Annotated in this window: 30 protein-coding genes; 8 read left to right on the top strand and 22 right to left on the bottom strand. The window is 62.9% G+C overall.

Annotated elements, in window-relative coordinates; genetic code table 11:
* Positions 1 to 157: 157 nt before the first annotated feature.
* From BLS51_RS02390 to BLS51_RS02380, 3 genes are all read right to left on the bottom strand, one after another.
* The gene (locus BLS51_RS02390) at positions 158 to 1036 is read right to left on the bottom strand and encodes a serine hydrolase (RefSeq protein WP_090178882.1); all 879 of its coding nucleotides are present in this window, start codon (positions 1034 to 1036) and stop codon (positions 158 to 160) included.
* A 256-nt stretch (positions 1037 to 1292) separates the two neighbouring features.
* Positions 1293 to 1514 (bottom strand): TOBE domain-containing protein, encoded by a 222-nt coding sequence (locus tag BLS51_RS02385; RefSeq protein ID WP_090178885.1) that lies wholly within the window; start codon positions 1512 to 1514, stop codon positions 1293 to 1295.
* 83 nt (positions 1515 to 1597) lie between these two features.
* Positions 1598 to 2614 (bottom strand): sulfate ABC transporter substrate-binding protein, encoded by a 1017-nt coding sequence (locus BLS51_RS02380; RefSeq protein WP_090178890.1) that lies wholly within the window; start codon positions 2612 to 2614, stop codon positions 1598 to 1600.
* Positions 2615 to 2804: 190 nt separating this feature from the next.
* On the opposite strand from BLS51_RS02380, the gene BLS51_RS02375 reads away from it, so the two are divergent.
* Positions 2805 to 3335: a GNAT family N-acetyltransferase gene (locus BLS51_RS02375; protein ID WP_090178895.1), complete on the top strand. Its 531-nt coding sequence runs from the start codon at positions 2805 to 2807 to the stop codon at positions 3333 to 3335.
* Here the strand turns inward: BLS51_RS02375 and BLS51_RS02370 are convergent.
* Entirely contained in the window at positions 3332 to 4135 is an 804-nt protein-coding gene (locus BLS51_RS02370) for a class II glutamine amidotransferase (RefSeq protein ID WP_090178900.1), read from the bottom strand. The genes BLS51_RS02375 and BLS51_RS02370 overlap by 4 nt on opposite strands.
* Positions 4136 to 4293: 158 nt before the next feature.
* On the opposite strand from BLS51_RS02370, the gene BLS51_RS02365 reads away from it, so the two are divergent.
* Entirely contained in the window at positions 4294 to 5115 is an 822-nt protein-coding gene (locus BLS51_RS02365) for an EAL domain-containing protein (protein WP_090178903.1), read from the top strand.
* Between the two features lie 7 nt (positions 5116 to 5122).
* Here the strand turns inward: BLS51_RS02365 and BLS51_RS02360 are convergent, their stop codons facing one another.
* Positions 5123 to 5458: an energy transducer TonB gene (locus BLS51_RS02360; protein ID WP_175472495.1), complete on the bottom strand. Its 336-nt coding sequence runs from the start codon at positions 5456 to 5458 to the stop codon at positions 5123 to 5125.
* Positions 5459 to 5871: 413 nt separating this feature from the next.
* Here BLS51_RS02360 and BLS51_RS02355 point away from each other — a divergent pair, with 413 nt between their 5' ends.
* From BLS51_RS02355 to BLS51_RS02335, 5 genes are all read left to right on the top strand, one after another.
* A complete protein-coding gene (locus tag BLS51_RS02355) occupies positions 5872 to 6450 on the top strand; it encodes a YcbK family protein (protein ID WP_090180761.1) in 579 nt (192 codons plus the stop codon).
* A gap of 46 nt (positions 6451 to 6496) precedes the next feature.
* Positions 6497 to 6907, top strand: a complete 411-nt coding sequence (locus BLS51_RS02350; protein WP_090178909.1) for a hypothetical protein — start codon at positions 6497 to 6499, stop codon at positions 6905 to 6907.
* A gap of 24 nt (positions 6908 to 6931) precedes the next feature.
* Positions 6932 to 7705 (top strand): transporter substrate-binding domain-containing protein, encoded by a 774-nt coding sequence (locus BLS51_RS02345; protein ID WP_090178913.1) that lies wholly within the window; start codon positions 6932 to 6934, stop codon positions 7703 to 7705.
* A gap of 3 nt (positions 7706 to 7708) precedes the next feature.
* Positions 7709 to 8371 (top strand): amino acid ABC transporter permease, encoded by a 663-nt coding sequence (locus BLS51_RS02340; RefSeq protein WP_090178916.1) that lies wholly within the window; start codon positions 7709 to 7711, stop codon positions 8369 to 8371.
* A 73-nt stretch (positions 8372 to 8444) separates the two neighbouring features.
* Complete coding sequence (locus tag BLS51_RS02335) at positions 8445 to 10562, top strand: putative bifunctional diguanylate cyclase/phosphodiesterase (RefSeq protein ID WP_229207417.1); 2118 nt, start codon at positions 8445 to 8447, stop codon at positions 10560 to 10562.
* On the opposite strand, the gene BLS51_RS02330 is transcribed toward BLS51_RS02335, so the two are convergent.
* The 12 genes from BLS51_RS02330 to flgB form a co-directional block, all read right to left on the bottom strand.
* Positions 10559 to 11620, bottom strand: a complete 1062-nt coding sequence (locus BLS51_RS02330; RefSeq protein WP_090178922.1) for a hypothetical protein — start codon at positions 11618 to 11620, stop codon at positions 10559 to 10561. The genes BLS51_RS02335 and BLS51_RS02330 overlap by 4 nt on opposite strands.
* Positions 11621 to 11639: 19 nt before the next feature.
* Positions 11640 to 12551 carry a flagellar hook-associated protein FlgL gene (gene flgL, locus BLS51_RS02325; RefSeq protein WP_090178927.1) on the bottom strand — a complete coding sequence of 304 codons (912 nt, stop codon included), beginning with the start codon at positions 12549 to 12551 and terminating at the stop codon, positions 11640 to 11642.
* 10 nt (positions 12552 to 12561) lie between these two features.
* On the bottom strand, positions 12562 to 13932 hold the full coding sequence (gene flgK, locus BLS51_RS02320) for a flagellar hook-associated protein FlgK (RefSeq protein WP_090178930.1): 1371 nt from the start codon (positions 13930 to 13932) through the stop codon (positions 12562 to 12564).
* A gap of 81 nt (positions 13933 to 14013) precedes the next feature.
* Positions 14014 to 14439, bottom strand: a complete 426-nt coding sequence (locus BLS51_RS02315) for a rod-binding protein (protein WP_090178935.1) — start codon at positions 14437 to 14439, stop codon at positions 14014 to 14016.
* Between the two features lie 9 nt (positions 14440 to 14448).
* Positions 14449 to 15561 carry a flagellar basal body P-ring protein FlgI gene (locus BLS51_RS02310; RefSeq protein ID WP_090178938.1) on the bottom strand — a complete coding sequence of 371 codons (1113 nt, stop codon included), beginning with the start codon at positions 15559 to 15561 and terminating at the stop codon, positions 14449 to 14451.
* A 26-nt stretch (positions 15562 to 15587) separates the two neighbouring features.
* A complete protein-coding gene (flgH, locus tag BLS51_RS02305) occupies positions 15588 to 16253 on the bottom strand; it encodes a flagellar basal body L-ring protein FlgH (protein WP_090178943.1) in 666 nt (221 codons plus the stop codon).
* Complete coding sequence (gene flgG, locus BLS51_RS02300) at positions 16253 to 17044, bottom strand: flagellar basal-body rod protein FlgG (RefSeq protein ID WP_175472493.1); 792 nt, start codon at positions 17042 to 17044, stop codon at positions 16253 to 16255. The genes flgH and flgG overlap by 1 nt, the downstream gene beginning before the upstream one ends.
* 21 nt (positions 17045 to 17065) lie before the next feature.
* A complete protein-coding gene (locus BLS51_RS02295; protein ID WP_090178951.1) occupies positions 17066 to 17794 on the bottom strand; it encodes a flagellar basal body rod protein FlgF in 729 nt (242 codons plus the stop codon).
* A gap of 10 nt (positions 17795 to 17804) precedes the next feature.
* On the bottom strand, positions 17805 to 19082 hold the full coding sequence (locus tag BLS51_RS02290) for a flagellar hook protein FlgE (RefSeq protein WP_090178954.1): 1278 nt from the start codon (positions 19080 to 19082) through the stop codon (positions 17805 to 17807).
* A 12-nt stretch (positions 19083 to 19094) separates the two neighbouring features.
* On the bottom strand, positions 19095 to 19772 hold the full coding sequence (locus BLS51_RS02285) for a flagellar hook capping FlgD N-terminal domain-containing protein (RefSeq protein ID WP_090178958.1): 678 nt from the start codon (positions 19770 to 19772) through the stop codon (positions 19095 to 19097).
* A 2-nt stretch (positions 19773 to 19774) separates the two neighbouring features.
* Positions 19775 to 20197, bottom strand: coding sequence for a flagellar basal body rod protein FlgC (gene flgC, locus BLS51_RS02280; protein ID WP_090178962.1), 423 nt, complete (start codon positions 20195 to 20197; stop codon positions 19775 to 19777).
* Positions 20198 to 20213: 16 nt separating this feature from the next.
* Positions 20214 to 20576 (bottom strand): flagellar basal body rod protein FlgB, encoded by a 363-nt coding sequence (gene flgB / locus BLS51_RS02275; RefSeq protein WP_090178965.1) that lies wholly within the window; start codon positions 20574 to 20576, stop codon positions 20214 to 20216.
* Between the two features lie 231 nt (positions 20577 to 20807).
* Here flgB and flgA point away from each other — a divergent pair, with 231 nt between their 5' ends.
* Positions 20808 to 21455 (top strand): flagellar basal body P-ring formation chaperone FlgA, encoded by a 648-nt coding sequence (gene flgA / locus BLS51_RS02270; protein WP_229207418.1) that lies wholly within the window; start codon positions 20808 to 20810, stop codon positions 21453 to 21455.
* Here flgA and BLS51_RS02265 read toward each other — a convergent pair.
* Genes BLS51_RS02265 through motA form a run of 5 tightly spaced genes read right to left on the bottom strand, consistent with a single transcriptional unit; the run spans position 21436 to position 24898 of the window.
* Complete coding sequence (locus tag BLS51_RS02265) at positions 21436 to 22188, bottom strand: glucosaminidase domain-containing protein (RefSeq protein ID WP_229207419.1); 753 nt, start codon at positions 22186 to 22188, stop codon at positions 21436 to 21438. The genes flgA and BLS51_RS02265 overlap by 20 nt on opposite strands.
* Positions 22189 to 22204: 16 nt before the next feature.
* Positions 22205 to 22639, bottom strand: a complete 435-nt coding sequence (gene flgN / locus BLS51_RS02260; RefSeq protein WP_229207420.1) for a flagellar export chaperone FlgN — start codon at positions 22637 to 22639, stop codon at positions 22205 to 22207.
* Positions 22636 to 22908 (bottom strand): flagellar biosynthesis anti-sigma factor FlgM, encoded by a 273-nt coding sequence (locus tag BLS51_RS02255; protein ID WP_090178972.1) that lies wholly within the window; start codon positions 22906 to 22908, stop codon positions 22636 to 22638. Before BLS51_RS02255 ends, flgN begins: the two co-directional genes overlap by 4 nt.
* Before the next feature lie 39 nt (positions 22909 to 22947).
* Entirely contained in the window at positions 22948 to 23997 is a 1050-nt protein-coding gene (locus BLS51_RS02250; protein ID WP_229207421.1) for a flagellar motor protein MotB, read from the bottom strand.
* On the bottom strand, positions 23981 to 24898 hold the full coding sequence (gene motA / locus BLS51_RS02245) for a flagellar motor stator protein MotA (RefSeq protein WP_090178974.1): 918 nt from the start codon (positions 24896 to 24898) through the stop codon (positions 23981 to 23983). The genes BLS51_RS02250 and motA overlap by 17 nt, the downstream gene beginning before the upstream one ends.
* Positions 24899 to 24900: the final 2 nt, after the last annotated feature.

The following is a 24900-nucleotide window of genomic DNA, read 5'->3' as shown; positions in this document are numbered from 1 at the left end:
TGCCGCGCCGAACTCCAGCGCGGCGTTTAAGCCAGGAATTGGCGCGTTGACGCCAGAATCTGGCGCCATTCCGCTTGCTTTTTCCTCTACGCACGCGTTACCACCTAGGATCTGACCGCGTACGCGGTCAGATCCCACATGGCGGTGCGGGGGAAGCTTACATCGCGCGACGCACGCGCTTGGATTGCTTGACCGCCTTCTTCTTGGTCTTGGCCGACGCTTTCATGACTTTTGGTTTCTCATCCGGACCAGCAATCAGGCGGCGAATCTTGACCGCATCCATATTGCGCACCGAGTTGGCGCCTGCATTCAACAGTACCAGCGTGTTGTTCTTTCCACCAGATTTGAAGCGCATGATCAGGCAGCGGCCTGCCTCTTCGGTGTAGCCGGTCTTGGACAAGCCGACATCCCAACCCTTGGCGCCAACCAGGCGGTTGGTGTTGTGATACTCCACCTTGCGGCCCTTGATCTTGATGATGTCCTTGGTGTCGGTGGTGATGCGGCGGATCTCCGGATACGCCGATGCCGCCGTCGCCATCTTGATCAGATCGGTTGCGGTTGACACATTGTGCGGCGACAAGCCAGTCGGCTCCTCGATCACCGTCTGGGTCAAACCCAGCGTACGGATCTTGCTGCGCACCGCCATGCGGAACGCCGGCGCACCGCCCGGATAGGTGCGCGCCAGCGATGCAGCGGCACGGTTGTCTGACGACATCAGCGCCAGTTGCAGCACATCGCCGCGTGACAACTCGGCGCCGACCGGCACGCGCGAGGCGCTGTGTTTCAGCGTATCGACATCTGCACGATCGATTTCGATCATCTGGTTCATGTCGAGTTTGGCGTCCAGCACCACCATCGCGGTCATCAGCTTGGTCAGCGAGGCGATCGGCACCTGGTTATCGGCATTCTTTTCGAGCAGTACTTTACCGGTGGCGTCTTCCACCACCAGCACCGACTGCGATCCGAGCGACGGTCCTGCGGCAAACGTCACCGCAGTAAACGAACTCAGCAATACAGCAACTATTTTTTTGAGCATGGTATGAATCAGGGAATAGGAAGTCTATCGGACACGTCTGGGCGACGCGGCGCGCGTAAAAGGTCTAGCTATACGGCAATATTCTCTAAGGGAAGACAATAACATTAAAGTGGCTTCTCGTCTATTGTGTGTAAGCCTCGGATTCTTATATATTTTTTGCCACAAAGATGGTCTTAAACAAAAAAGCCCTGAGGCGGGAGCTCCTCAGGGCTTTCTTTCGTTGCCGGCGGCGGCGGCGGCCGGGACGGTTGCTAAACTAATTGCCGATCTTGGCAATCGAAACTTCGGTGGATTTCACCAGCGCGATGACTTCGCTGCCGACCTTCAGGTCCAGGTCCTGGATCGAGCGCGAGGTGATCACCGAGGTGACGATGCCGTGCTGGGTTTCCACATCGACTTCCGAAACGACTGGGCCAAAGATGATTTCCTTGATCTTGCCACGGAATTGATTACGTACGTTAATTTCAGAAATGGCCATCGTGCTTCCTTTGTCTGGTTGATTACTACGCCTCCAGATTACGGGCACGCTGGCCGTTTGAGAACGAATCTCTCCGTATATTGTTATTTGTTATAAATCTTGTCGAACTCGGCGCCGTCGGCAAAGTGCTTGGCCTGGGCTGCTTTCCAGCCGCCAAACACATCATCGATGGTGAACAGCGTGACCTGGCGGAAGTTGGCGTTGTACTTCTTGAAGGCTTTCTCCGAACGTGGGCGCAGCGAGTGCTTGGCGATGATCTCCTGGCCTTCTTCGCTGTACAGGAAGTTGATGTAGCCGGTCGCCTGCTTGCGCAGGTTGCGCTTTTCGACCACGCGGTCAACCACCGCCACCGGCGATTCCGCCAGGATGGAGATCGAAGGGTAGACCACGTCGAACTTGTCGCCGAATTCTTCACGCACCAGGTTGACTTCGTTTTCGAAGGTCACCAGGACGTCGCCGATCTCACGCTGGGTGAAGGTGGTGGTGGCGCCACGGCCACCGGCATCCAGCACCGGCACGTTCTTGAAGATCTTGCCGACCAGGTCGCGCGCCTGCGCCTCGTTGCCGCCTTTTTTGATCACGGCGCCCCAGGCGGCCAGATAGGTGTAGCGGCCATTGCCGGAGGTCTTAGGATGCGGAATGATGACTTTCACACCAGGCTTGGCCAGGTCGGCCCAGTCCTTGATCTGCTTTGGATTGCCTTTGCGCACCAGGTACACCATGGTGGAGTAGAACGGCGACGCATTGTTGGGAAATTTCTTGGCCCAGTCGGCCGCTACCGCGCCACGCTCGACCAGGATATCGATGTCGTTGGCCTGGTTCATGGTGACCACCGAGGCTTCCAGGCCATCGGCGACCGAGCGCGCCTGCTTGGACGAGCCGCCGTGCGACTGGTTGACGCTGACCGTCTCGCCGGTAGTTTTCTTCCAGTCGGCGCTGAAGGCCGGGTTGATTTCCTTGAACAGCTCACGGGTAACGTCATAGGCGGCGTTCAGCAGCACGGTGTCGGCGGCGTGCGCCTGAGGCAGGCCGAGCAGGGTGGCCGAGGCAGCCAGGAAGGACTGTAAAACGAAGCGGCGAGTCGATTTTGTGGTGGTCATAATGAGCTTTCGTAATATCAAGACGTCCATGGTGTAAAATTTCGCCCGGAAAAGATACGAATTTTTCGTAATATGCTTAGAAGTTCATTACAAATCGTATATGGACTTTCGAAAACATTCGTGTGCAAACGGCCTGTCCCGGCTTAGTGTATAGTCGTTCCCAGCACTAAAGTAATGTTTGTGAGCCTAAATGAGTCTTGAAATTCGTATTGCTGCGTCGACGGATGCGGAGGCAGCATGCAATGTATTGCGCCGTTCGATCAAGGAATGCTGCGAACTGGATCATAAGAATGATCCCGCCATTCTTGATGCCTGGCTAGGCAATAAAACTCCGCAGATGGTGGCCAACTGGTTCAGTTCGCCCACCAATTTTTCGCTGGTCGCGATCAGCGAAGGCACCGTTGTCGGCGTCGCCCTGCTGACCGGCGCCGGTAAGGTGGCCTTGTGTTATCTGCTGCCGGAAGCGTGCGGCAAGGGCGTTGGCAAGGCGCTGCTGAAGCGCATGGAAGAGCAGGCCTGTGACTGGGGCGTGAAAGCGCTGCAATTGCACAGCACGGCTACCGGCAAGGACTTCTTCGCCCAGCGCGGCTATATCGATGCCGGCCTGGTGCGTTCGCCCTATGGCGTGGAGACGGTATTCTTCTGGAAGCAGCTGGACGAAGACGCCACCTGCCCGAATGCGCCCAAGCGCAAGAAATTCTGCAATTGCAATACCGCCTAGTAAGCCACCTTCAGATTCTCCTGCCGCTGTTCCGGCAATGCTCCCACTTCCACCCCACCGGCGAACAGTTTCAGTTCGCCAGCCGCAAACTGCGTCCACTGCTCGTTGGAGGTCAGCGGCTGCGTGGCGATCACGGCGATGCGGTCGTCCAGATGGTTGTGGCGGCTGAAATCGATGCTGAGATCGCAATCGATCAGGTGCGCCACCGAGAACGGATATTCGCGCACCACCACATGCAGGTCGGTGCTGCAATGGGCAAACAGCAGCTCGCCATTCGACAGGATGAAATTGAAGGTGCCGTAGTCGGCGATTTCGCCGGCCAGCGTTTCCAGCGCCGCGTACAGGACGTGACGCTCCGGCTGGGTGGCGAAACGCAACGCCAGCCCCGAGAGCACATGGCAGAAGGCGCGCTCGCTGTCGGTGTCGCCCCACGGAGCATACAGGCTGGGATTCGGATCGAACAGTTTCAGGTCGCCGTTATGGGCGAACGACCAGGTCTGGCCCCACAGCTCGCGGGTGAACGGGTGGCTGTTTTCCAGCGAGACACGGCCTTGCGTGGCCTTGCGGATATGCGCCACCACGCTGCGCGCCTTGATCGGGCTCTGCTTGAATTGCGCCGCCAGCGGCGAGTGGATCGATGGCAGGTAATCGGTGTACAAACGGCAGCCGGTGGGCGTGTGCAGCGCGATGCCCCAGCCGTCCTTGTGTTCGCCGGTGCGGCCGCCGCGTTCGGCAAAGCCGGCAAACGAGAAATCCACTGCGGCCGGTTTATGGCTGCTCATTGCGAGGAGTTGGCACATGGGCTGACGACATAGAGTTAAACGATGACCTCACGATAAAGGCCGCACCGCAGCGCAGGAACGAATGTTTTGGCATAACCTTAGGCGAAAGCATTCGTTCAGCTTTGCGTGGCGCGGGAATACGCTGTCGACATTGTCAGTATCCCAAGAGGAATCCCATGTCATATCCCATCCTGCAGAAGTACCTGGCGCGTCTATCCGACGCCACCGGCGCCGCTTCCAGCATCTGGCTCGATCACGAGGGCAAGGCGCAAGGGCGGTTTTTCAATTGCACCATGAGCAGCGCGTTCCAGCCTGTCCGTCACCTGGACGGCGGGGCAGTGCGGGCTTATGAAGGCCTGGCGCGCAGCGTGTCGGCGCAGGACCAGGGCCTGTCGCTGTGGAAGCTGCTGGATCACGCGGCCAGCGACGACGAATCCATCGAGCTGGACCGGCTGTGCCGCATGCTGCATTCGATTAATTTCTTCCGCCAGGCCAGCGACTCGGCGGCCGACCTGTACCTGAACGTGCATGACCGCCTGCTGAGCGCGGTCAGCAGCAATCACGGCCACGCGTTCCGCCGCATTCTCGATGCGCTGGAGCTGCCGCTGAACCGCGTGGTGCTGCAACTGCCGGCGGCGACGCCGCAGCAGGGCTGGCTGTTGAATTATGTGTCGGACAACTATCGCCGCAACGGCTTCCGCTTTGCGGTCAACGTCAGCAGTGCGCGCGATGCGCTGGGCGTGCTGGAGCGACTGCGGCCGGATGTGTTCAAGCTGGACGCGCGGGAATTGCAGGACAGGGAAGGATTGGAACAATTGCTGCAGCGTTGCGCTGCGTCCCGGGTGGAGCTGGTGTTCAAGCGGCTGGAAACGCCACAACACCTGGCGGCTCTGCGCGAACTCAGCGCGGCCGCAGGTGTATCACTGCTGGTGCAAGGATATCTGCTGGACGAACCGCGCGCGGCTTTGCTTCAGGAGCCGGCGCGGTGGGCAGCATGACAATCACTTAGTTCAGAACCCATTTGTATTGCACTTGGGCCCAGACCGGCGCTGCGCCGTTGCTGGCTGGCTGGAATTTGCAAGCGGCGCTGGCGCGCAGCGAGGCTTTGTCCAGGGCGACGTGGCCGCTCGACGAGATCACTTTGGTGTCTTGCACGTTACCGTTGGCGTCAACCAGCACGGCCAGTTTGACGTTGCCTTGCAGTTCGTCGTCTTGCCAGGTGTTGCGGTAGGCCGGGGCGTCGCAGTTGGCGTTGGCCAGGCGTGCATCGGTAGCGGCGCCAGCTGGGTTGATGGTCGACAGCGAGATCAGGCCAAGGGCGATGATAGAACGGATGATCATGGTAGGGCTCCAATTAATTAGTTCATCGGGAAAACAAATCTGGTATGGCTGAACTATAATGCGGCGCACCATATATGGATACTTTATTGTTGGAATGCCAGCCATTAACAAGTCGTATAACTAGGCAGCAAAAACCATTTCCGATACACAATAAATGCATCACTCACACAGATGTATCATTTCTTAAGCGCAAGTTAAGGGTATCGGGGACAGTTTGTGCTTCCCTCCGCATAAGCTATAGTGTCAACATTGCTTTACATGGATAAACTATGGCATCGCGCAGAGATTTCATTCAGCGGGGAGTCGGACTGACCGCCGCGAGCTTTTTGTCTGTGCCGCTGATCGGTTGCGCTTCCAGCGCGCCGGTGCGGCATGGCAACATAACAACCACCACGCCGAAACCGGTCAAGCAGATGGCGCGCGCTGCCGAGCAGTCGGCGCCGTCCGGCACCGGCGGCATGATGGAACCGCCACCGGATATCTTCGACGCCCAGGCGCTTGACCTGGAGTTCTGGCTGCGCCCGCGCACCATCGAGGTGACGCGTCCGGCGAGCAAGGAGCGCGCCAAGCTGCTGTACTGGAAGGATGGCGAGATCATCCAGTCGGCCTACGAGGACTTGTGCCACCTGATGCGTGACGTCAATGGCGGCAACGAGGCGCGCAACATCGATCCCAAGCTGTTCGAGACACTGTGGGGCACGCAGGCTTTCGTGCAGCGCTACGGCATCGAGTCGCCGGTGGAGATCCTGTCCGGCTACCGTACGCCGGCCTCCAACGCCAAGCTGCGCGAGGCGGGCGTGCCTGCCGCGCGCCAGTCGCTGCACATGGTGGGGCGGGCCGCCGACATCCGTCTGGCCAACCTGAATTCCGAGGTGCTGGGCGGCCTGGTCAGGAGTTTCCGCCAGGGGGGCGTGGGCTTCTACTACCGCGCCGGTCCGCGCGGTGGCTGGATACACGCCGACACTGGCTTGCAACGCACCTGGAAAGGTTGACACCGGATCGGCTACACTGGCGGCTTGGGAAAGCAACAGGAACATCATGCAAGACAATAACGAGCCGCCACGCTTCCGTCCGGTCCCGTGGAGCGGGCTGGAAACGCCCGCCGACGTGGAGCTGTGGATCGAGGAACATAACCAGGCGCTGCAACAGCACATCGGCAAGCATGAAACCGGCTATGGCGTATGCTTCACGCTGGCCGAGGGCGGCGACATCTATCTGCAAACCACGCAGGACGGCTACCTGGTGCTGGATGTGACCGAAGACGCCGCATGGGTGACGCCGCTGATCATGGCGGCCGCGCGCGTGCAGGAAGCGCCGCCGGGCCGCATGTGGGTGCTGCCCGATGATAAGCTGGTGCAATTGATGATAGGACTGAGCGGCCTGATCGCCAGTTCCATCCTGGTCGTCGGCCATAATTTTGGCCTGCGTCGTCGCATGGGCGCCTGGTAAGCGTCCCGTCTTTAAAGGAATTTCATGCTCAAACGCGAATTTCTGCTGGCGCTGGCGCTCAGCATTGCGCTGCCGGCCTCGGCCGCCGACCTGCTGGCCACCGTCAAGGCGCGTGGCACGCTGAAGGTGGCGCTGGAAGGTACTTATCCGCCATTCAATTACAAGGAAAAGAATGGCGAGCTGGCCGGCTACGATGTCGATGTCGCCAGACTGCTGGCCGGCAAGCTGGGCCTGAAGGTGGAATTTGTCAGCAGCGAGTGGGCCAGCATCCTGGCCGGGCTGGCAGCCAACAAGTATGACGTCATCATCTCGCAGGTGGGCATCAATCCGAAGCGCGAGCAGGCGTTTGATTTCTCGCAGCCATACATTTATTCGATGCCGCAGCTGATCGTGCGCAATAACGAGACAGCGGCCTACAAGACGCTGGCCGACCTGAAGGGCAAGAAGCTGGGCGTGGGGCAGGGCAGCGTCTACGAGCAGCAGGCCAAGGCGGTGCCGGGCATCGACGTGCGCAGCTATGCGGCGGCGCCGGACACCATGTCGGACCTGGCGGCAGGCCGCATCGACGCCGCGCTCAACGACAGCCTGATGTCGGCCTACCTGCTGAAGATCTCGAAGCTGCCGATCAAGGCCGGCGCCCAGGTTGGCGTCGCCGAGCGCATGGGCATTCCGTTCAAGAAGGGCAATCCGCAATTCAAGCAAGCGCTCAACAAGGCGCTGGCCGACGCGGCGGCCGATGGCAGCCTGAAGGCGATTTCGGTCAAGTGGTTCGGCGTCGACGTCAGCAAAGCGCCGTAAGCGATGGAATGGCTGCAGCTGCTGCGCGAAGCGGCGCCGATCATGTTGCGCGGCGCCGGCTACACGGTGCTGTTCGCGCTGGCGGCCATGGTTGGCGGCCTGCTGATCGGCTTCCCGGTGGCGGTGCTGCGCATGCTGCCGTATCGCCTGCTGGCGTGGCCGGCCCATGTGTATGTCAGCCTGATGCGCGGTACGCCGCTGCTGGTGCAGATGTTTGTCATCTACTATGGCTTGCCCAGCGTCGGTATCGAGTTTTCGCCAGTGACGGCCGGCATCCTGGCACTCAGCCTGAACTCGGGCGCCTTCCTGTCTGAAAGCCTGCGCGGCGCCATCACGGCGGTCAGCCAGGGCCAGTGGGCGGCCAGCTACAGTCTGGGCCTGGGTTACTGGCGCACGCTGTACCACGTGGTGTTGCCGCAGGCGCTGCGGGTTGCCGTGCCGGCCATGAGCAACACGCTGATCAGCCTGATCAAGGATACCTCGCTGGTGTCGGTCATCACGCTGACCGAACTGATGTTGTCGACCAAGGAAGTCATTGCCACCACCTTCCAGCCGCTGCCGCTGTATCTGGCGGCAGCCGCCATCTATTGGATGCTGAGCCTGCTGTTTGAGGCGCTGCAACGGCGCGCCGAACAACGCTTGAACCGCGCGCACCGCTCACGATAGCCAGTCCGCTCGACATCGCCGTTGCGAGGTGTTAGTCTTAAGACATCAAACAAGGGGGTGTATGGATAAGACTATGCACACTGAGCTGCCGGGCCTGTCGGTGTTTGGCGGGGCGGCTGCGGTCGCGCCTTATGCGGCGCTGGATGGCGGTGTCGCGCCGTTCAGCTTCGATGATCTCTACCTGCTGGCGCCGGTCGGCTATTTCGTGCTGTCGCTCGACAGCACCATCTTGCAGATGAATCTGGTCGGCGCCGACCTGCTGGGCCTGGCACGCGCAAATCCGGACAAGGCCACGCTGCGCCAGTTCATCGCCCCGCGCTTTCACGAAGACTTCGACCATTTCCTGCGACGTGCCGTCAACAGCGGCCAGCCCGAGCATTGCAATGTGCAGATGCTGCGCAGCCGCAACCAGCAGGGCTTTCCGGTATCGCTGCACGCCAGCGCTGCCCGTGGCAGCCAGGGCATGCGCGTGGTGCTGGAGCCGGCCGAGGGCAAGCAGCCGGCGCTGGAGCGCAGCGAGGAGCGCTTCCGCCGCATCGTCCACAACGCCGAGGATGGCATCTGGGAAATTGACGCTGCCGCCCGCACCAGCTTCGTCAACCCGAAGATGGCGCAGCTGCTGGGCTACGCCATCGAGGAAATGCTGGAGCAGCCGCTGGTGACCTTTATGGACGAGGAAGGCCGTATCATTCTCGAACGCAATATCGCACGCCGCCAGCAGGGTCTGGCCGAGCGCCATGAATTCAAGTTCATCCGCAAGGATGGGCGCGAGCTGTGGGCCACGCTGGTCACCAATCCCATCTTTGACGCCGGCGGCAGCTACCGTGGCGCGCTGGCGCTGGTCAGCGATATCACCGATCACCGCGCCTCGGCCGAGCTGATCTGGCAACAGGCCAATTTCGATGCGCTGACGGCACTGCCCAATCGCCACATGTTTCACGACCGGCTGGCGCAGGCGCTGAAAAAGGCGCAGCGTGATGGCGCACAGCTGGCGCTGCTGTTCATCGACCTGGACGGCTTCAAGCAGGTCAACGACACACTGGGCCACGCCCTGGGCGACGCGCTGCTGGTGGAGGCGGCGCGGCGCATCGTCCGCTGCGTGCGCGGTGCCGACACCGTGGCGCGGCTGGGCGGCGATGAGTTCAGCGTGATCCTGCCTGGCATCGAACAGGCCAGCAGCGTCGAGCGCATTGCCCACAATATGCTGGCGGCGCTGAACCGGCCGTTTGCGCTGGAGGCGGCGCAGCCGTCGGTGTCGGCCAGCATCGGCATCGCGCTGTATCCGGACGATGCCACGGCAGCGGAAGACCTGCTGCGCAGCGCCGACCAGGCCATGTACGCCGCCAAGCAGGCGGGCCGCAACCGCTACAGCTATTTCACCCGCGATCTGCAACTGGCGGCGCAGGCACGCCAGCAGGCCACCCAGGATTTGCGCCTGGCCTTGCAGCAGCGGCAGTTCGAGCTGCACTACCAGCCCATCGTCAACCTGCGCAGCGGCAAGATCGAGCGCGCCGAAGCGCTGCTGCGCTGGCGCCATCCGCAGCGCGGCCTGCTGGCGCCGGCCGAATTCCTGCCGCTGGCCGAGGCGGGCGGCCTGATGCTGGAGCTGGGCGACTGGGTGTTCCGCCAGGCGGCACGCCAGGCGCGCCACTGGCAGGATGAGCTGGGCACCGGCTTCCAGGTCAGCGTCAACCAGTCGCCGGCGCAGTTGCGCGGCGATACCGCGCTGTATGTCGACTGGCTGCAGCATGCCGCCAGTCTGGGCCTGCCGCCGCGCAGCATGGTGCTGGAAATTACCGAAGGGGTGCTGATGGAAGGCCGCTCGCCGGCCGCCGAACGGCTGCGCGACTTGCGCGAGATGGGCTTGCAGGTGGCGCTGGACAATTTCGGCACCGGCTATTCATCGCTGTCCCACCTCAAGCATTTCGGCATCGACCTGCTGAAGCTGGACCACAGCTTCATCCAGCACCTGGCCTCCGACAGCGGCGACCTGGCCATGTGCGAGGCGCTGATTGTCATGGCGCACAAGCTGGGGCTGCGGGTGGTGGCGGAGGGCGTGGAGACCACGGCGCAAAGCGGCCTGCTGTCGATGGCGGGCTGTGACTACGCGCAAGGCTATGTGTTTGCCGGCGCCTTGCCGGCGGTGGAGATGGCGGCGCTGGCAAAGCGCGGCCTGCCGTTACTGCACTAGGAGTTGCGCAGGCTGAGCAGCGACAGCACGCGCTCGCGGCTGATGCCGGCCAGCGCCGAGGTGATCGACAGCAGCGACTGGTAGCCGGGCTGCTTGGTGGTGGTGACAAAGTTCTGCGCCACCTGGTCCATGCCGCTGCGGGTGGCTTCCGGCGCGGCGCTCTGCACGCGCGCGGTGACTTGCGCCAGCGCCTGGCGCACCGAGGCGATCGACTGCTCGACCTTGGCCAGCGCGCCAACCACCTGGGCCAGCGTGCTGCGGATGGCTTCGGAATCAGTGACTTGCCAGTTGTCCGGCTCGACTTGCGGCGCGGCGGCCTCGGCCTTGACCCGGTTCAGCTGGCCGCTCGGGAAGCGGATGCCGCTGCCCTGCACCGCGATGGTGTCGCGGACATTGGTCCATTGCGCTTCCGAGGTCGAGAATTCCAGCTGGCCATCGTCATTGACGCGGGCGCGCACGCCGGCCGGCGACAGCGCCTCGTCGAAGCGCTGGGCGATCTGCACGTCCGACAGCCCGGGTTCCAGCACCACCGAACGGACGTTCTGGCCACCGCCGATCGACACCGCCACCACTTCGCGGGCGCCGCTGCGCAGATTGGCCAGGTTCATGCCGCGCACGGTGAAACTGGTGTCGCTGCCCTTGCTGCTGAATTTCAGTTGCGCGTCCAGCGTGCCGCCCGAAGCGGCGCTGCGGTTGCGCCAGCTGTTGCTGAACTGGCGCACGCGCGCTTCCAGCGTGCCGTCGGCGCGCTGGCGATTCGCCAGGCGGGCGCTCAGGTCGGTCTTCAGGTTGCGCAGCTGGGCGGCGCTTTGTTCGAGGAAGTCCAGCGCCTGCTGCGCGCCGGAAATATCGCCTTGCAGCGGCTGGTCCCAGTTGCTCAGCCCACGGCGCAATGGCGCCGCCGGGTTCGGCGTCGGATTCACCGGCGTCGATGTTGCCGCGTTCTCGCCATTCAGCCCCAGCGAGGTGCCGTCCACTGCGGTGGCATTGCCTGCATTGCCGGCGTGCTGCGAGCCGGGAACAATGACTTGTGGCGTGGAGGTGGACGAGATTTGCATACGCGGACTGGATTAAAGATTACAGGACGTTGAACAGCGACAGGTTGGTGATCTTGGAATACGCCTTGTACGACGCCTGCAGCGCGTTGTTGTAGCCGTTCAGCTCGGTGGCGGCCTCGGTCATGTCGAGGCTGCCCAGGTCGAGTATCGCGGTCTTGTTCGACAGGCTGACGTTGGCGTGGTTGCCGTCCAGCGTGGCCATGACGTTCTGCGCGCCGCCGAAGCTGGCGATCTTGCCGGCGATCAGGTCCAGCGTCTCCATCGCGCCGTCCATATTGGCTTTCAGCGCTGCCTGCACATCGGCTGCGCCCGGATCGAGGTCAGGCTGCGACAGCGCGGCGATGGTGCTGTCCATCTTGTTCAGCAGGTCTTCCAGGCCTTTGACGTCGACGTTGACGGTCTGGGTGATGCCGTTGCCGACCACCGATTTCTGCTCGTTGGTGTTGCCGGTGAACGAGTAGCGCGAGCCGGCCAGGGCATTTTCGTCATAGGTCATCGACGGCGTGTTGGTCAGCGTGCCGGAGAACACGTAGCGGCCTTCCTGGTCCTTCTGGTTGGCCGAGTAGAACAGGCTGTCGCGCAGCGAGGTCATGGTGGTGACCATCGACTTCAGGTCGTCCGGCGTGTTGCTGGCGTCCGAGGCCCAGACCAGCAGGTCGTGGCTCTGCGTGATGTCATTGACCATGCTTTGCAGATAGGTCTCGTTGGTCGACAGGCGGATCTTGATGGCGGCGATATTGTCGCGGTACTGGCCGACGATGGACTGCTCGCGGTCCAGGCGCGACAGGCGCACCGAGGTCACCGGATCATCGGACGGCACGCCGATCTTGTTGCCGCTGGCCATGCGGGCGGTCAGCGAGGCAAGCGCGCTCTGGTTATCCTGCAGGCCGCGGGTCATGGTGGCCTGGAACTGGCTGGTGGCGATACGCATTGCTTACTCCTTAACCGAACATTTGCAGCGTTGAATCGAACAGCGCGTTGGCCACTGCAATGACCTTCATGTTCGCCTGGTACATATTCTGGAATTCCATCAGGTTGATGGCTTCCTCGTCGGTGTTGACGGCGCTGGTCGACTTCCAGTCATCTTCCGCCTGCGAGCGGATGGTGGTGGCGGTGGTTAGCTGCGCCTTGTTCTGCTGGCTGTCGATGCCCAGCTTGCCAACCAGCTGGGTGTCGGCGTCGCCCAGCAGCAGCGTGCCCAGCGTGGTCAGCGTGATCGGCTGGCCCTTGATGTCGATGAGTTTCTGCAGGTTGCCGCTGTCGCCCGGCGTGCCGTCGCTGGAGAACGCCAGGTCGGTGGTCTTGATGCCTTCGGTAATTTCCAGCAGGCCGGTGGCGCTGGTCGGGTTGAACACCAGCAGCGGTTCGCCGGGGCTGCCGTCGCTCTTCTGGCCGGTAGTCAGCACGGCATTGACCTTGTCGGCCATCTGCTGGGCAATTTCCTTGATCGAAGTCTGCAGCGGCAGCAGGGTGTTGACCTTGTAGTTGCCGAGGCCGCCCAGCTGGCCGCCGACTGCGGTTTCATCCAGCGGGAACTTGACGTTCTGGTAGCTCAGTGTCAGCACTGGCGCGCCGCCATCGGTGGTGAAGGCCAGCGTTGACGAGGCGAAACCGACCACCAGCGGCTGGCCGCTCTTCAGCGAGACGTTGACGCTGCCATCCGGATTGCTGACCACTTCCACGCCGACCTGGGCCGAGACGCTGTCGATCAGCTGCTCGCGCTGGTCCATCAGCGCCGAGGTATTGGTGCCGCCGACGCCGACCGAGACGATCTGCTTGTTCAGCGAGGCGATGCTGGCCAGCGATTGATTCAGCGACGGCAGGATGGCGCTCTGTTGCTGCTGCACCGAGATCGACTGGTTGGCGGTGACGTTGTAGATCGAGTTGAACTGCTGCGACATCGAGTCGGCAGCAGTGATCACCTGCTGGCGCAGCGGGCTGGAGGTCGGATCGACGCCGGCCGCGTTCAGCGCCTTGAAGAAGTTGTCGATGCCGTAGCTCAGGCTCGACTTCGGATCGCTCATCACGGTTTCCATCTGCGTCAGGTAAGGCTGCACCTGCGAGCGGTAACCCAGCTCGGAATTGGCGCGCCACATCTGTTGCAGCTTGTAGGAATCACTGAAACGCAGCAGCGAGCCGACCTGTACACCATTGCCCGGCGACAGGTTGCCGGAGTCGGTGGCGATCGCCTGCAACAGCGCGCCCTGGCGGGTATAACCTTTGGTTTGCGAGTTGGCGATGTTCTGGCTGACGGTATTCAGTGCAGCCTGGGCAGCCAGGGCGCCCGACAGGGCGTTGTACGAAATGGTCATGTTGCGGGTCTTTCCTGGTGAAGTCCGAAGGGCCTGCGGTGCGCTGCGCCCATCGGCCCGATATGCGTAACAGGCGACCGATTATTGCTGCTGATTAAGCGTTTTGTCGGAATTTTGCGAAGCAGCAACATTGGCCTGCGGCGCAGATTGCTGTTGTGGCAATAGTTGGCGCAGGATGGCGTCAGCCACGCCGAAGGCGCGGCGATTGGCCAGCTGGTCGGCCACCAGGTTGTCGGCCATGTCCAGCATGTCGTCGTTGATGCGGCTCTTGTTCGGGCTGTCCTCGGCGGCAAAGGCACGGGTGCCGTCGCGCATCTGGTGCAGCATCTTGCCGATGAAGAAACTTTCAAACTTGACCGCCGCTTCGGTAGCCTTGGCGCGGTAGGCCGGATCGACATTGTCGCCCGGCTGGGCCGGCTGCGCCGCCACTGCGTTCGGGCTCAGCTGGCCGGCAGTGCCGTTGGCCAGCAGGCGGGTAGCGGAGAACTGGCTGTTGTCGTAGCTCATTGCGTGTCCTTAAATAACTACCAGTTCGCCTTCGATGGCGCCGGCCTGGTCGAGTGCCTGCAGGATGGCCATGATATCGTCCGGTGTCGCTCCCAGGCTGTTGACCACGTCGATGATCGATTGCAGCTTGGCGCCAGCCGGCCATTTGAACATCTGTGCCGGGCCTTGGTCGGCGCTGACCTGCGACTGTGGCGAGGCCACCGTCTGGCCGCCGGCCAGCGCGTTCGGCTGGCTGACCTTGGTGGATTCGGAAATCACCACCTTCAGCGAGCCGTGGGTGACGGCGGCAGCGCGCACGCGCAAGCCTTCGGCGATCACCACGGTGCCGGTGCGCGAATTGAACACCACTTTCGGCGCATCTTCGCCGACGTCGACATTCATCGATTCCAGCTTGGCCATGAAGGCCACGCGCTGGGTGGGATTATTCGGCGCCACCACGTCGACGCTGGTGGCGTCGCTGGCGGTGGCGATGTCGCCAAAGCGCTTGTTGATCGAGTCGACGATGTTGATCGCGGTCTGGAAATGCGGGTGGCGCAGCGACAGCCGCACGGTCGGCTTGGTGTTGAAGTCGGTCGGGATCTCGCGCTCGATGTTGGCGCCGCTCGGGATGCGGCCGGAAGTTGGCGTGTTGACCGTGATCGACGAGCCGGACTTGCCTTGGGCGCTGAAACCGCCCACCACCACATTGCCCTGCGCCAGCGCATACGTTTCGCCGTCGGCCGCGCGCAACGGCGTCAGCAGCAGGGCACCGCCACGCAGGCTCTTGGCGTCGCCCATCGACGACACCACCACATCGATGCTCTGGCCCTTGCGGTAGCCAGGCGGGAACACCGCCGACACCATCACGGTGGCGACGTTCTTGGATTTTGCATCGGTGCCGTCCGGTACCTTGACGCCGAACTGCTTCAGCATATTGATCACCGACTGGCTGGAGAACTTGACCTGGGTCGAGTCGCCGCTGCCGTTGAGGCCGACCACCAGGCCATAGCCGACCAGCGGATTGTCGCGCACGCCTTCGATGGCGACCAGGTTGCGCAGCGCCTGCGCCGCCTGCACCGGCACGGTGGCGCCCACGGTGAGGCTCAGGGCCAGCGACAAGGCAATAAGCTTGCGGAATTTCATGGGATCACCCGTTTTTCAAATCAAACTCAGAACGGCATCAGCGGGCCGGCGAAGAAGCGCGTCAGCCAGCCCGGCTGCTGGACGTCGGCCAGCGTGCCCTGCGCCGAGTAGGCGATGCGGGCGTTGGCAATGCGTTGCGACGATACCTGGTTGTCGGCGTCGATGTCGGCCGCGCGCAGGTAGCCGCGCAGGCGGACGAATTCCTCGCCATTGTTCAGGGTCAGGGTTTTTTCACCGGACACGCGCAGCAGGCCATTTGGCAGCACTTCCTGCACAATCACGGTGATGGCGCCGCTCAGCGCATTCTGCTGCGTGCTGGTCGAATCGCCGGTGAAGGTGTTGGAGGCGCCCAGGCCGATGCTGGCTTTCGGGAACGTCTTGCCCAGCAGATTAGGCGCATTGATATTGTCGGCCGACTCTTTCGAGAAGCTGGTGCCGGCTTTCTTGCTCGCCTGCGTGGTTTCCTGCAGGATGATGGTGACGATGTCGCCGACACGGAAAGCGCGGCTGTCCGAGGTCAGCGACAGGCCGAGGTCGGGGCTGAACACGCCACCCGAGACGCCGCGCGGCGCGATGTTGCGGTTGACCGCCGGCGGTTCGTCGGACGGGCCGGGACGCACCGCCGGCGGCTGCAATGCGGCGCAGCCGGCCAGCGACAGCGTCGCGAGCAGGGCGGTGACAGCTTGTTTCATCAGCGTGCTGCCTGCGACAGGTACTGCAGCATGTTGTCGGCGGCCGACAGCACCTTGGTGTTCATCTCGTAGGTGCGCTGGGCGGCGATCATGTCGACCATCTCTTCCACCACCTGCACGTTCGAGCCTTCCAGCGTGCCCTGCTTGATCTTGCCCCATTGCGCGGTGCCCGGCTGGCCTTCGGTCGGCGTGCCCGACGACGGCGTTTCGGCAAACAGGTTTTCACCCAGGGCCAGCAGGCCGGTCGGGTTGATGAAGGACGTCAGCGTCAGCTGGCCCAGCTGTTGCGGTGCGACGTTGTCGGCGACCTTGGCCGAGACGGTACCGTCTTCGCCGATCGACAGCGCGGTGGCGTTGGCCGGAATGGTGATCTGCGGGATCAGCGGCAGGCCGCTGGCGTTGACCAGGATGCCGTTGGCGTCGACCTGCAACTGGCCGGCGCGGGTGTAGGCGGTGGTACCGTCAGGCTGGCGCACCGACAGGAAGCCGTTGCCCATGACCGAGATGTCGAGTTCGCGGCTGGTGGTTTGCAGTATGCCCTGGGTGAACACTTTTTGCGTGCCAACCATGTGCACGCCGTTACCCAGCTGCACGCCGGACGGCGCCAGCGTGTTATTGTCGGCGCGCTGCGCGCCCGGCTGTGCTTCCACCGAGTAGAACAGGTCTTCGAACACCACGCGGTCGCGCTTGAAGCCGACGGTGTTGGCGTTGGCCAGATTGTTGGCGATGGTTTGCAGTTTCTGGTCCTGCGCCTGTACGCCGGTCTTGCTGATCCACATTGCTGGATTCATGATTTCTCCCTGGGTGTGTGGTTAGCTACCGCTGATCAGGCGGTTGCCGGCTTGAACCATCGAGTCAGTCGACGAGAACAGCTTCATCTGGATTTCAAAAGTACGGTTGAGGCTCATGACCGAGACCATCTCCTCGACCGCCGACACATTGCTGCCTTCCAGGTGGCCTGGGCGCAGCACCACGGTGGGATCGGTCGCCAGCGGGTTGCCGTCGCGGGCGACGATCAGGCCGGCTTCATTCTTGGTGACTTCCGACGCTTCCGCCTTTACCAGGCGCAGCTTGTCGATGGTCTGCATGGTGGTGGTGCCGGGTGCCTGGATCGAAATGGTGCCGTCGTTGCCGATGTCGATGCGGGTGTACTCGGGCAGCGTAATCGGGCCGCCTTCACCCAGCACCACGTTGCCGTTGACGCGCAGCGTGCCGTTTTCGTCCAGCACCATGGCGCCGGCGCGGGTGTAGGCTTCGCCGCCGGCGGTCTGCACCGTCAGGAAGCCGTCGCCGGCCACCGCCACGTCGAGGTCGCGGCCGGTGCTTTTCATCGTGCCCGGCTTGGTCGACACGCTATTCGCCTGCAATTGCGACATGTGGCGGTCGTCGTAGCCGTAGCCGTTGACGGTCTGCGCCGACGACTGCTCCATATTGGCGCGGAAGCCGTTGGTATCGGCGTTGGCCAGGTTGTTGGCGTGTACCTGCTGGCCGCGCAGGGCCCGTTCGGCCCCGCTCATGGCGGTGTAAATCAGCGCATCCATGCGTCAGTCCTTAGATCGCCTGCATCAGCGATTGCAGCATCGTGCTCTCGGTCTGGATGACCTTCGAGTTCGCCTGGTAGTTGCGCTGCGAGGTCATCAGGCCAACCAGTTCGGAGGTGATGTCGACGTTCGACTGTTCCAGCGTGCTGACATTGATCTTGCCGTTGATGCCGACGCCGGCAACGTCGGTGTTGGCCACGCCGGATTCGTTGGAGGCGCTCCAGCTGGTGTCGCTGATCTGGGTCAGGCCGCCTTCGTTGGCGAAGGTTGCCAGCACCACTTTGCCGACGGTCTGGGTCAGGCCGTTGCTGTACTTGGCGATCACCGAACCGTCGTTGCCCAGCGAAACGCCGGCAAAGGTGCCGGCCGAGTAGCCGTCAGTCGGGGTGTTGGTGGCGGTCGACGGTTCGCCGGAGAAGAAGGTGGTGCCGGTGTAGTCGATGGTCACGGTCGGGGCCAGCTTGGCGCCGCTGGCGAAGTTCGGCCACAGCGCCGGGTCCGAAGTGTCGACGCCGGTCAGGTCGAGCGGCTTGGTGATCAGCGTGCTGGTGGCTGGATCGTCCGGGATCAGCTGGCCGCTGTTGGTGTCGAAGTTGAGCGTCATGGTGTCGCCGACCGCGTTGCCGTCCAGCGCATAGTTGACGGTGACGGTGCCGGTGGCGGTCAGGCTGAAGTACTGGGTCAGCGAGTGCTGCTTGCCCAGCGTGTCATACACATTGGTGACCTTGGACATATTGTAGGTGCTGGCTTCCGGCGGCGTGTCAGGGGTCACGGCCGGCACGCTGGCGCCCGGGAAGCCGCTGACGATTTTCCAGTCGGACGACAGGTTGCCGATGTAGGAGGCGGCGGTGGTCACCTGGGCTGGAATCGCGCCGTTAGGAATCTTCAGGTCGCCTTCGGCGCCCAGTTCGGTGCTAGGCGGCGTCATCGCCTTGCCTTGCACGCGGCGGCCCGAGGCGTCCACCAGGTAGCCGTCCAGCGAGGTGTCGAAAATGCCGACGCGGGTGTACTGCAGCGAGTTGTCGGCAGCGCGGGTGACGAAGAAGCCACGGCCGCTGATCGATGCGTCCAGCGAGCGGCCGGTGTTCAGGATGCCGCCCGACAGGCCGATGTTCTGGGTGACCGAACCCACCTGCACGCCATTCAGCTGGCTGCCTGCCACCAGCGTCGAGAAGTTGGCGCGGTTGGCCTTGTAGCCGTAGGTGCCGGCGTTGGCGATGTTGTGGCTGGTAACGTCCAGCGATTCGTTGATGGCCTGGATGCCCGACAATGCAATATCAAAACTCATGATGGCTGATCCTTAGAGAGTGGATTGAGTGGCGGTCGCAGGACCGTTAAATGCGGTGATGTTGGCGGTGGAGGTCTCGCCGATGTTGGCTACATTCAGTACCACGCTGCCGGTGGCGCTCAGGCGCACGCTGTTCAGGCGGCCCTGGATATCGATGGTCGGCGTGGTGCCGCTGCTGGTGGTGACCTTCATCGTGTAACTGCCTTCGGCCAGGCCCAGCTTGGCCGGATCGATGGTGAACGGCACCGTGCCCGGCGCTTGCGTGCCGAGGTTGATGGTGTGCTCGACGCCGTCGCTGCCAGTCAGCACCAGCTTGGTGGCGCTGCTGGAGGCTTCCAGCGTGGTCTGGCCGACGACCGGCGTGCTGCCGTCGATCTTGACGGTGTCGGTTTCGGCCATCACGTTGGAACCGACCTGCTGGCCCAGCGACAGCACCTGCATGCTTTGCAGGATGCTGGAGTTGGTGCTGGTCAGGTTGGACAGGTTCTGCAGCGTTTCGGTCTGCGACAGCTGGGTCAGCTGCTGGACAAACTGCGCCGGATCGGTTGGCGACAGCGGGTCCTGGTTGCGGATCTGCGCCACCAGCAGCTTGGTGAACATGTCCGACGCCTCGCTGGCGGTATTGCCAGTGATGCTGGTACCGCTGGTGGCGGAGGTGGACGTGCCGTTGTTAAGGAGACTGACTGCCATGATTAGCCTTCGCCGAGTTTAAGGAGGGACTGCTGCATCGTGCGGATGCGGCCGAGAACTTCAACATTGGTTTCAAAGGCGCGCGAGGCCGACATCATGTCGGTCATCTCGGCCACCTGGTTGACGTTGGGGTAGAACACCATGCCTTCGGCATTGGCCATCGGATTGCCCGGCTCGTAGACCTGGCGCAGCGGCTCGGCCGATTCGACCACGTCCAGCACCTGCACCTTGCCGCCGGCGCTGTTCATGCCCTGCGGGCTGTCGCTCATGACGGCGGCAAACACCGGCTTGCGCGCGCGGTAGGTGTCGCCTTCGGTGGCGGCCACCGAGTCGGCATTGGCCAGGTTGCTGGCGATGGTGTTCAGACGTACCGACTGGGCCGCCATGGCCGATCCGGCAATCTCTGAAATATTCTTGAAGGACATACGCTAGGCTCCTGGATTACTGGCCGGAGATGGCCTTGGCCAACCCCTTGAACTTCATGTTGGCGAAGGTCAGGCTGGTCTGGAAGTCGGTGGCGTTCTGCGAGAAGGCCGCCTGCTCGACGCCGATCTCAACGGTATTGCCGTCGCGGGTAGGATGGTAGGGCACGCGGTACAGCAACGCGCTGTCGCCGCCGTCGCCGAGTTCGCCATTACCCTCGGACTGGATGTTGGCCAGTGTGGCGCTGAAGTCCATGTCCTGCGCCTGGAAGCCGGGCGTGTTCTCGTTGGCGATATTGGCCGCCAGGATGCGCGTGCGCTCGGAGCGCAGGGCCAGGGCGTCGCCGTGCACGCCTGCCGCATCTTTGAAGTTAATGCCCATACTCTTCCCCTATGTGGACGTTGCAGTAAAACACGGTTTCATGACTCACAACTGCTAGCTGCCATGTAGAATGACGGCCGAGCGCTTCCCAGCGCCACCGTCTTCGGCATCATAGTAGAGGTATTGCTCATGTTCAACAAATCTATTGTAACTGTTTCGGCCGGGATGTTGCTATGTTGCATTCCATTTTCTTCGGCTTTTTGCGCCAGCGGTCCGGTGGCGGCAGCACAAGTGCCGTCCATTGTGGAAGCGGCAGCGCGCCAGCAGGTCACCCGCTGGGCCGAAGCGGCGGGCTTGAGCGAACCCCAGTTCAGCGTCACGGTGGTGCCCGGAACGCGGCCGCTGACGGGCTGCCAAGGGCCGGTGACAGCACAGGGCGCTGATACGCGGCTACCGAGCCGCATGCGTTTTGTCGCTGTCTGCGCCGGCAGCAATGGCTGGCGGTATGAGTTCATCGTGCGTGCGCAAGTGACGGCACGCATTGCAGTGGCAGCAAGTGACTTGCCGCCTGGGAAAGTTCTTTCAGACGAAGATCTGTTGCTGGAGCGCCACGATATCTCATCGATCGCCGACACCATCGCCGATCCGCAGGACGCGGTGGGCATGAGCGGCAAGCGCGCGCTGCGCGCCGGCGAGGTGTTGCGCCGCAATGTGCTGATGGCGCCGACGCTGGTCAAGCGCGGCGAGCCGGTGCTCATCGTCGCGCGCCACGAGCAGATCGAGGTCAGCATGGCTGGCGATGCGCTGGACAGCGGCGCGCGCGGCGACACGGTGCGGGTACGCAATGCGAATGGCACGGTGATCCGTGCCCGGGTGACGGGCGCTGGCACGGTAGTCCCGCTGTCGGCGCCGGTCACAACTAGTTCTCCGTCGGAGTAGGGCCGAGCTGGCCGCCGCGCTGCAATTGCGTGGCGACCTTGCTCAGCTTGTCTGCGTAATTCGGGTCGGTGGCATAGCCGCCGCGCGCCAGGCCGCTGGCGAAGGCGCGCGCATCGCTGCCGGTGTTGAGGGCGGCCGCGTAGCGCGGATTGCCGGTCAGCAGATCGGCATAGTCGCGGAAGGCGCTGGCGGTGTCGGGATAGCTGCGGAAGCGCTCGGTCTTCTTCAGCATGGCGCCGTGTTCATATTCTGTGGTGCTGGCGAGCGTCACGTCACCCTGCCAGCTGCCCCCGGCCTTCAGGCCGAACAGGTTGTTGGCATTTGCCGGGCCGTTTTTCAGCGGTTGCTTGCCCCAGCCGGATTCCAGCGCCGCATGCGCGGCCACCAGCTCGGGCGACACGCCCAGCTTGCCGGCGGTTTCCTGCGCCCACGGCTTGATCGAGGCCAGGAACTGTTGCTGGGTGTCGCGGTCGACGCCGTTGCCGTCTTCATCGATGCTGCCGCTGGCACGGTTGCGCAAGGCCATGGCTTGCAGGCTCATCGCCTGGGAGGAGGGGGCGGCGTCCTGGCGGAAGCCGCCGTCGCCGTTGGCGATATAGGTGGCGACGTCGGCCTGGACTTGCTGGAAGGCGGTATTAAAGGCGCCGGCAGGCGCAAAACCGCCAGTGGCCGCAGTGGGGCGGCTGGCGGTCATATTCGATACGGTTGCGGCAGTGGGTGCGGTGGTTTGCATCCCAGTGGTTATCCCACTAAGCTGGCGCATAGATCTGCTCCTCGCCATGCAGCACGCGCTGCATGATGGTGTATTGCTCTGCCAGCAAATCGCCGTTGCGTTTGCTGAGACGCTTGCACTCGATCACCGCTGCTTCCAGCGATGCCCAGTCCGCTTCCATTTTCTCTCGTGCAGTATTTTTCAGCAAGGCAAAAGCTTGGGCCATATTGCCAGTATGACCAACTAAACGTTGTACCAGCGCCACGCGCTCGGCGCGGCGTTGTTCCATGGCGTCAACTAGCGAGGTGATAGCGTCGGCGGCGGCCGACAGTTCGCCGGCCTTGTGGCGCAACGCCGCCTCGAATTGCGCCTGCAACTGTTGCTGCAACTGCGGGTAAGCCTGTAAATCGGTGGCGATGCCGGTCAGCAGGGCGCGCATCGCGTCCTGGCGCGACAGGGTGCTGATGCTCAAGGCTCGCTCCCGTGGAAGCGCTGGATCAGGCCGGCCAGCTTGGCCGGGTCGAACGGCAGCTCGCCCTTGGCCAGCGCATCGCGCAGCAGGTCGACCTTTTCCTGATCGATTTCCGGCATCTCGCGCAGCGCTTGCAGCGCCGGTTGCATGACGGACGATTGCAGCGGCGCCGGCGTCGGCGCCACCACGGCTTCCGGGGCGTCGGCCGGGGCGCTGTCAGCCACGCGCTGGACGGCCATGCCGTCCGGTGTCGGTGTCGAGATTCTCATGCGGGTGCCTCGTGTTGGCTTGGTTTCCATACGTGTGTCTTATTTGTTACGGCGCGGATCGCGCAGCGGGCTCTCGGCCTGGCCGCCGCTGAGCTGGTTGCGCAGTTTTTGCAGCAGCGTCGCGTCCGGCAATGCGGTATTCACATCGTGGATCAGCGGCGAGCTATTGTCCGGCATGCCGAACATGGCGGCAATGGTCTTGGCCTGGGCGGTGGTCAGTATCAGCAGCTCGATGCGGCGGTTGACGCCGGCGTCGGCACGCTTGATGTCAAGCGGCGCGCGGTCGGCCATGCCGACTACCTGCAGCACCGATTCCGGGTTCATCGAGCCGGCCAGCAGCTGCGAGCGGGCCGACATGGCGCGGTTGGCCGACAGCGTCCAGTTGGAGAAGGCGGCGTAGCTGGTGTCGGCGTATTGCAGCGAATCGGTGTGGCCGACGATCAGCATCTGGTTTTCCATTTGCTTGAACAGCGGACCCATCTTGCGCAACAGCGAGCGGAACTTGTCGGTCGGCACCGCGCTGCCGCGCACAAACATGCCCTGGCGGTCGGTGTCATGCATCATCACGCGCAGGCCGTACGGCGTGATCACGGCTTCCAGGTTGGAGGTCAGGCCGAATTCGGCGCTCATCTTGGTCAGCGCCTTGGACAGCGCAGCCAGATCGTCCGGGCTGTCATACTTGACCTTGGAGGTCGGCGAGCTTGGTGTGCTTGGCGTGTCGTCGGACGGTTCCTTGCTTGGCTCGTCGGTGGTTTCCGCCTTGGATTTCTGCTTGCCCTCGGCTTCGGTGTTGCCGAAGTGCGGCATCGGGAAACGGTCGATCAGGCTGCCGCGCGGGCCGCCGACCTGCTCCGGCATGACGCCCTTGCCTTGGTCGGTCTTGGCGCCGTCGGCCTCGGTCAGGATCTGTTCCAGCGATTCGGTGTTACGCGCCGCCATCAGCCACAGCACCAGGAACAAGCACATCAGCGCCAGACAGAAGTCGGCAAACGCTACCTTCCAGGCGCCGCCGTGGTCGTCGTGTTTGTGCTTGCCGCCACCGCGCTTGACGATGGTCTGGTCATGCGCCTTGTCATGCGGCTTTAGCACCACGGCCTCCACGACGCGAGTCATCGGCTGGCGCGCTGTCGCGGCCTTCCAGGTCATTGATCCAGCGTTCCAGCTGGGCGAAGCTCGGCTTGATGTTCAGCGCCACCAGGCGGCGGCCGGCGTCGATCGCCAGCAGCGGCGGCTTGCCGGCCACGTGGGTTACCAGCACCACCTTGACGGTTTCCTTGTTCGACGCTTCCGAATTGATCAGCTGTTTCATCATGTTGCACAGCGGGTCGATCAGGCCGTAGCAGAAGAAAATACCGATGAAGGTACCGACCATCGCCGCGCCGACGTGCTCGGCGATCTCGCCCGAGGTTGCGCCTTCGTTGACGGTGTTCATGGTGATCACGATGCCCAGCACGGCAGCCAGAATGCCGAAGCCCGGCATCGCCTCGCCGATCTTGCCCAGCGATTTGGCCGGCTGTTCCAGCTCGGTGTGGATGGCTTCCAGTTCCTGCTCCAGCACGCCTTCCAGCTCGTGCGCGTTGATCTTGCCCATCGCCATCAGGCGGAAGTTGTCGACGATGAAGGCCAGCAGTTTCGGCTCTTCCAGCACGCGCGGATAGCGCTGGAACAGCGGGCTGTCTTTCGGCGCCTCGACGTGGGCGTCCAGCGCCTTCAGGCCGCCGGCCGCCAGTTGCAGCAGCTCATACATCAGCAGCAGCAGCTGACGCTGGAACTCCGAGTCGTATTTTTTCTTGGTGATGATCTTCTTGATCTGGGTCATCATCTCCTTCAGCACGTGGCTGGGGTTGCCGATGACCAGCGCGCCCAGGCCGGCGCCGGCAATGACGATCAGCTCGATCGGCTGCCAGATCTGGTGGAACGCGCCACCCATCATGAAGAAGCCGCCGAAGACGCTGCCTAAAACTATGAGGAGACCGACTATTTGCTGCATGA

Source organism: Duganella sp. OV510 (assembly GCF_900100205.1).
Lineage (GTDB): Bacteria > Pseudomonadota > Gammaproteobacteria > Burkholderiales > Burkholderiaceae_D > Rugamonas.
This window is presented reverse-complemented; position numbering and strand designations above follow the sequence as displayed.

Excerpts from the sequence above, each read along its gene's own strand:
- BLS51_RS02390 (WP_090178882.1), bottom strand. The coding sequence starts at position 1,036 with ATGCTCAAAAAAATAGTTGCTGTATTGCTGAGTTCGTTTACTGCGGTG.
- BLS51_RS02385 (WP_090178885.1), bottom strand. The coding sequence starts at position 1,514 with ATGGCCATTTCTGAAATTAACGTACGTAATCAATTCCGTGGCAAGATC.
- BLS51_RS02380 (WP_090178890.1), bottom strand. The coding sequence starts at position 2,614 with ATGACCACCACAAAATCGACTCGCCGCTTCGTTTTACAGTCCTTCCTG.
- BLS51_RS02375 (WP_090178895.1), top strand. The coding sequence starts at position 2,805 with ATGAGTCTTGAAATTCGTATTGCTGCGTCGACGGATGCGGAGGCAGCA.
- BLS51_RS02370 (WP_090178900.1), bottom strand. The coding sequence starts at position 4,135 with ATGTGCCAACTCCTCGCAATGAGCAGCCATAAACCGGCCGCAGTGGAT.
- BLS51_RS02365 (WP_090178903.1), top strand. The coding sequence starts at position 4,294 with ATGTCATATCCCATCCTGCAGAAGTACCTGGCGCGTCTATCCGACGCC.
- BLS51_RS02360 (WP_175472495.1), bottom strand. The coding sequence starts at position 5,458 with ATGATCATCCGTTCTATCATCGCCCTTGGCCTGATCTCGCTGTCGACC.
- BLS51_RS02355 (WP_090180761.1), top strand. The coding sequence starts at position 5,872 with ATGGCGCGCGCTGCCGAGCAGTCGGCGCCGTCCGGCACCGGCGGCATG.
- BLS51_RS02350 (WP_090178909.1), top strand. The coding sequence starts at position 6,497 with ATGCAAGACAATAACGAGCCGCCACGCTTCCGTCCGGTCCCGTGGAGC.
- BLS51_RS02345 (WP_090178913.1), top strand. The coding sequence starts at position 6,932 with ATGCTCAAACGCGAATTTCTGCTGGCGCTGGCGCTCAGCATTGCGCTG.
- BLS51_RS02340 (WP_090178916.1), top strand. The coding sequence starts at position 7,709 with ATGGAATGGCTGCAGCTGCTGCGCGAAGCGGCGCCGATCATGTTGCGC.
- BLS51_RS02335 (WP_229207417.1), top strand. The coding sequence starts at position 8,445 with ATGCACACTGAGCTGCCGGGCCTGTCGGTGTTTGGCGGGGCGGCTGCG.
- BLS51_RS02330 (WP_090178922.1), bottom strand. The coding sequence starts at position 11,620 with ATGCAAATCTCGTCCACCTCCACGCCACAAGTCATTGTTCCCGGCTCG.
- flgL (WP_090178927.1), bottom strand. The coding sequence starts at position 12,551 with ATGCGTATCGCCACCAGCCAGTTCCAGGCCACCATGACCCGCGGCCTG.
- flgK (WP_090178930.1), bottom strand. The coding sequence starts at position 13,932 with ATGACCATTTCGTACAACGCCCTGTCGGGCGCCCTGGCTGCCCAGGCT.
- BLS51_RS02315 (WP_090178935.1), bottom strand. The coding sequence starts at position 14,439 with ATGAGCTACGACAACAGCCAGTTCTCCGCTACCCGCCTGCTGGCCAAC.
- BLS51_RS02310 (WP_090178938.1), bottom strand. The coding sequence starts at position 15,561 with ATGAAATTCCGCAAGCTTATTGCCTTGTCGCTGGCCCTGAGCCTCACC.
- flgH (WP_090178943.1), bottom strand. The coding sequence starts at position 16,253 with ATGAAACAAGCTGTCACCGCCCTGCTCGCGACGCTGTCGCTGGCCGGC.
- flgG (WP_175472493.1), bottom strand. The coding sequence starts at position 17,044 with ATGAATCCAGCAATGTGGATCAGCAAGACCGGCGTACAGGCGCAGGAC.
- BLS51_RS02295 (WP_090178951.1), bottom strand. The coding sequence starts at position 17,794 with ATGGATGCGCTGATTTACACCGCCATGAGCGGGGCCGAACGGGCCCTG.
- BLS51_RS02290 (WP_090178954.1), bottom strand. The coding sequence starts at position 19,082 with ATGAGTTTTGATATTGCATTGTCGGGCATCCAGGCCATCAACGAATCG.
- BLS51_RS02285 (WP_090178958.1), bottom strand. The coding sequence starts at position 19,772 with ATGGCAGTCAGTCTCCTTAACAACGGCACGTCCACCTCCGCCACCAGC.
- flgC (WP_090178962.1), bottom strand. The coding sequence starts at position 20,197 with ATGTCCTTCAAGAATATTTCAGAGATTGCCGGATCGGCCATGGCGGCC.
- flgB (WP_090178965.1), bottom strand. The coding sequence starts at position 20,576 with ATGGGCATTAACTTCAAAGATGCGGCAGGCGTGCACGGCGACGCCCTG.
- BLS51_RS02265 (WP_229207419.1), bottom strand. The coding sequence starts at position 22,188 with ATGCAAACCACCGCACCCACTGCCGCAACCGTATCGAATATGACCGCC.
- BLS51_RS02255 (WP_090178972.1), bottom strand. The coding sequence starts at position 22,908 with ATGAGAATCTCGACACCGACACCGGACGGCATGGCCGTCCAGCGCGTG.
- motA (WP_090178974.1), bottom strand. The coding sequence starts at position 24,898 with ATGCAGCAAATAGTCGGTCTCCTCATAGTTTTAGGCAGCGTCTTCGGC.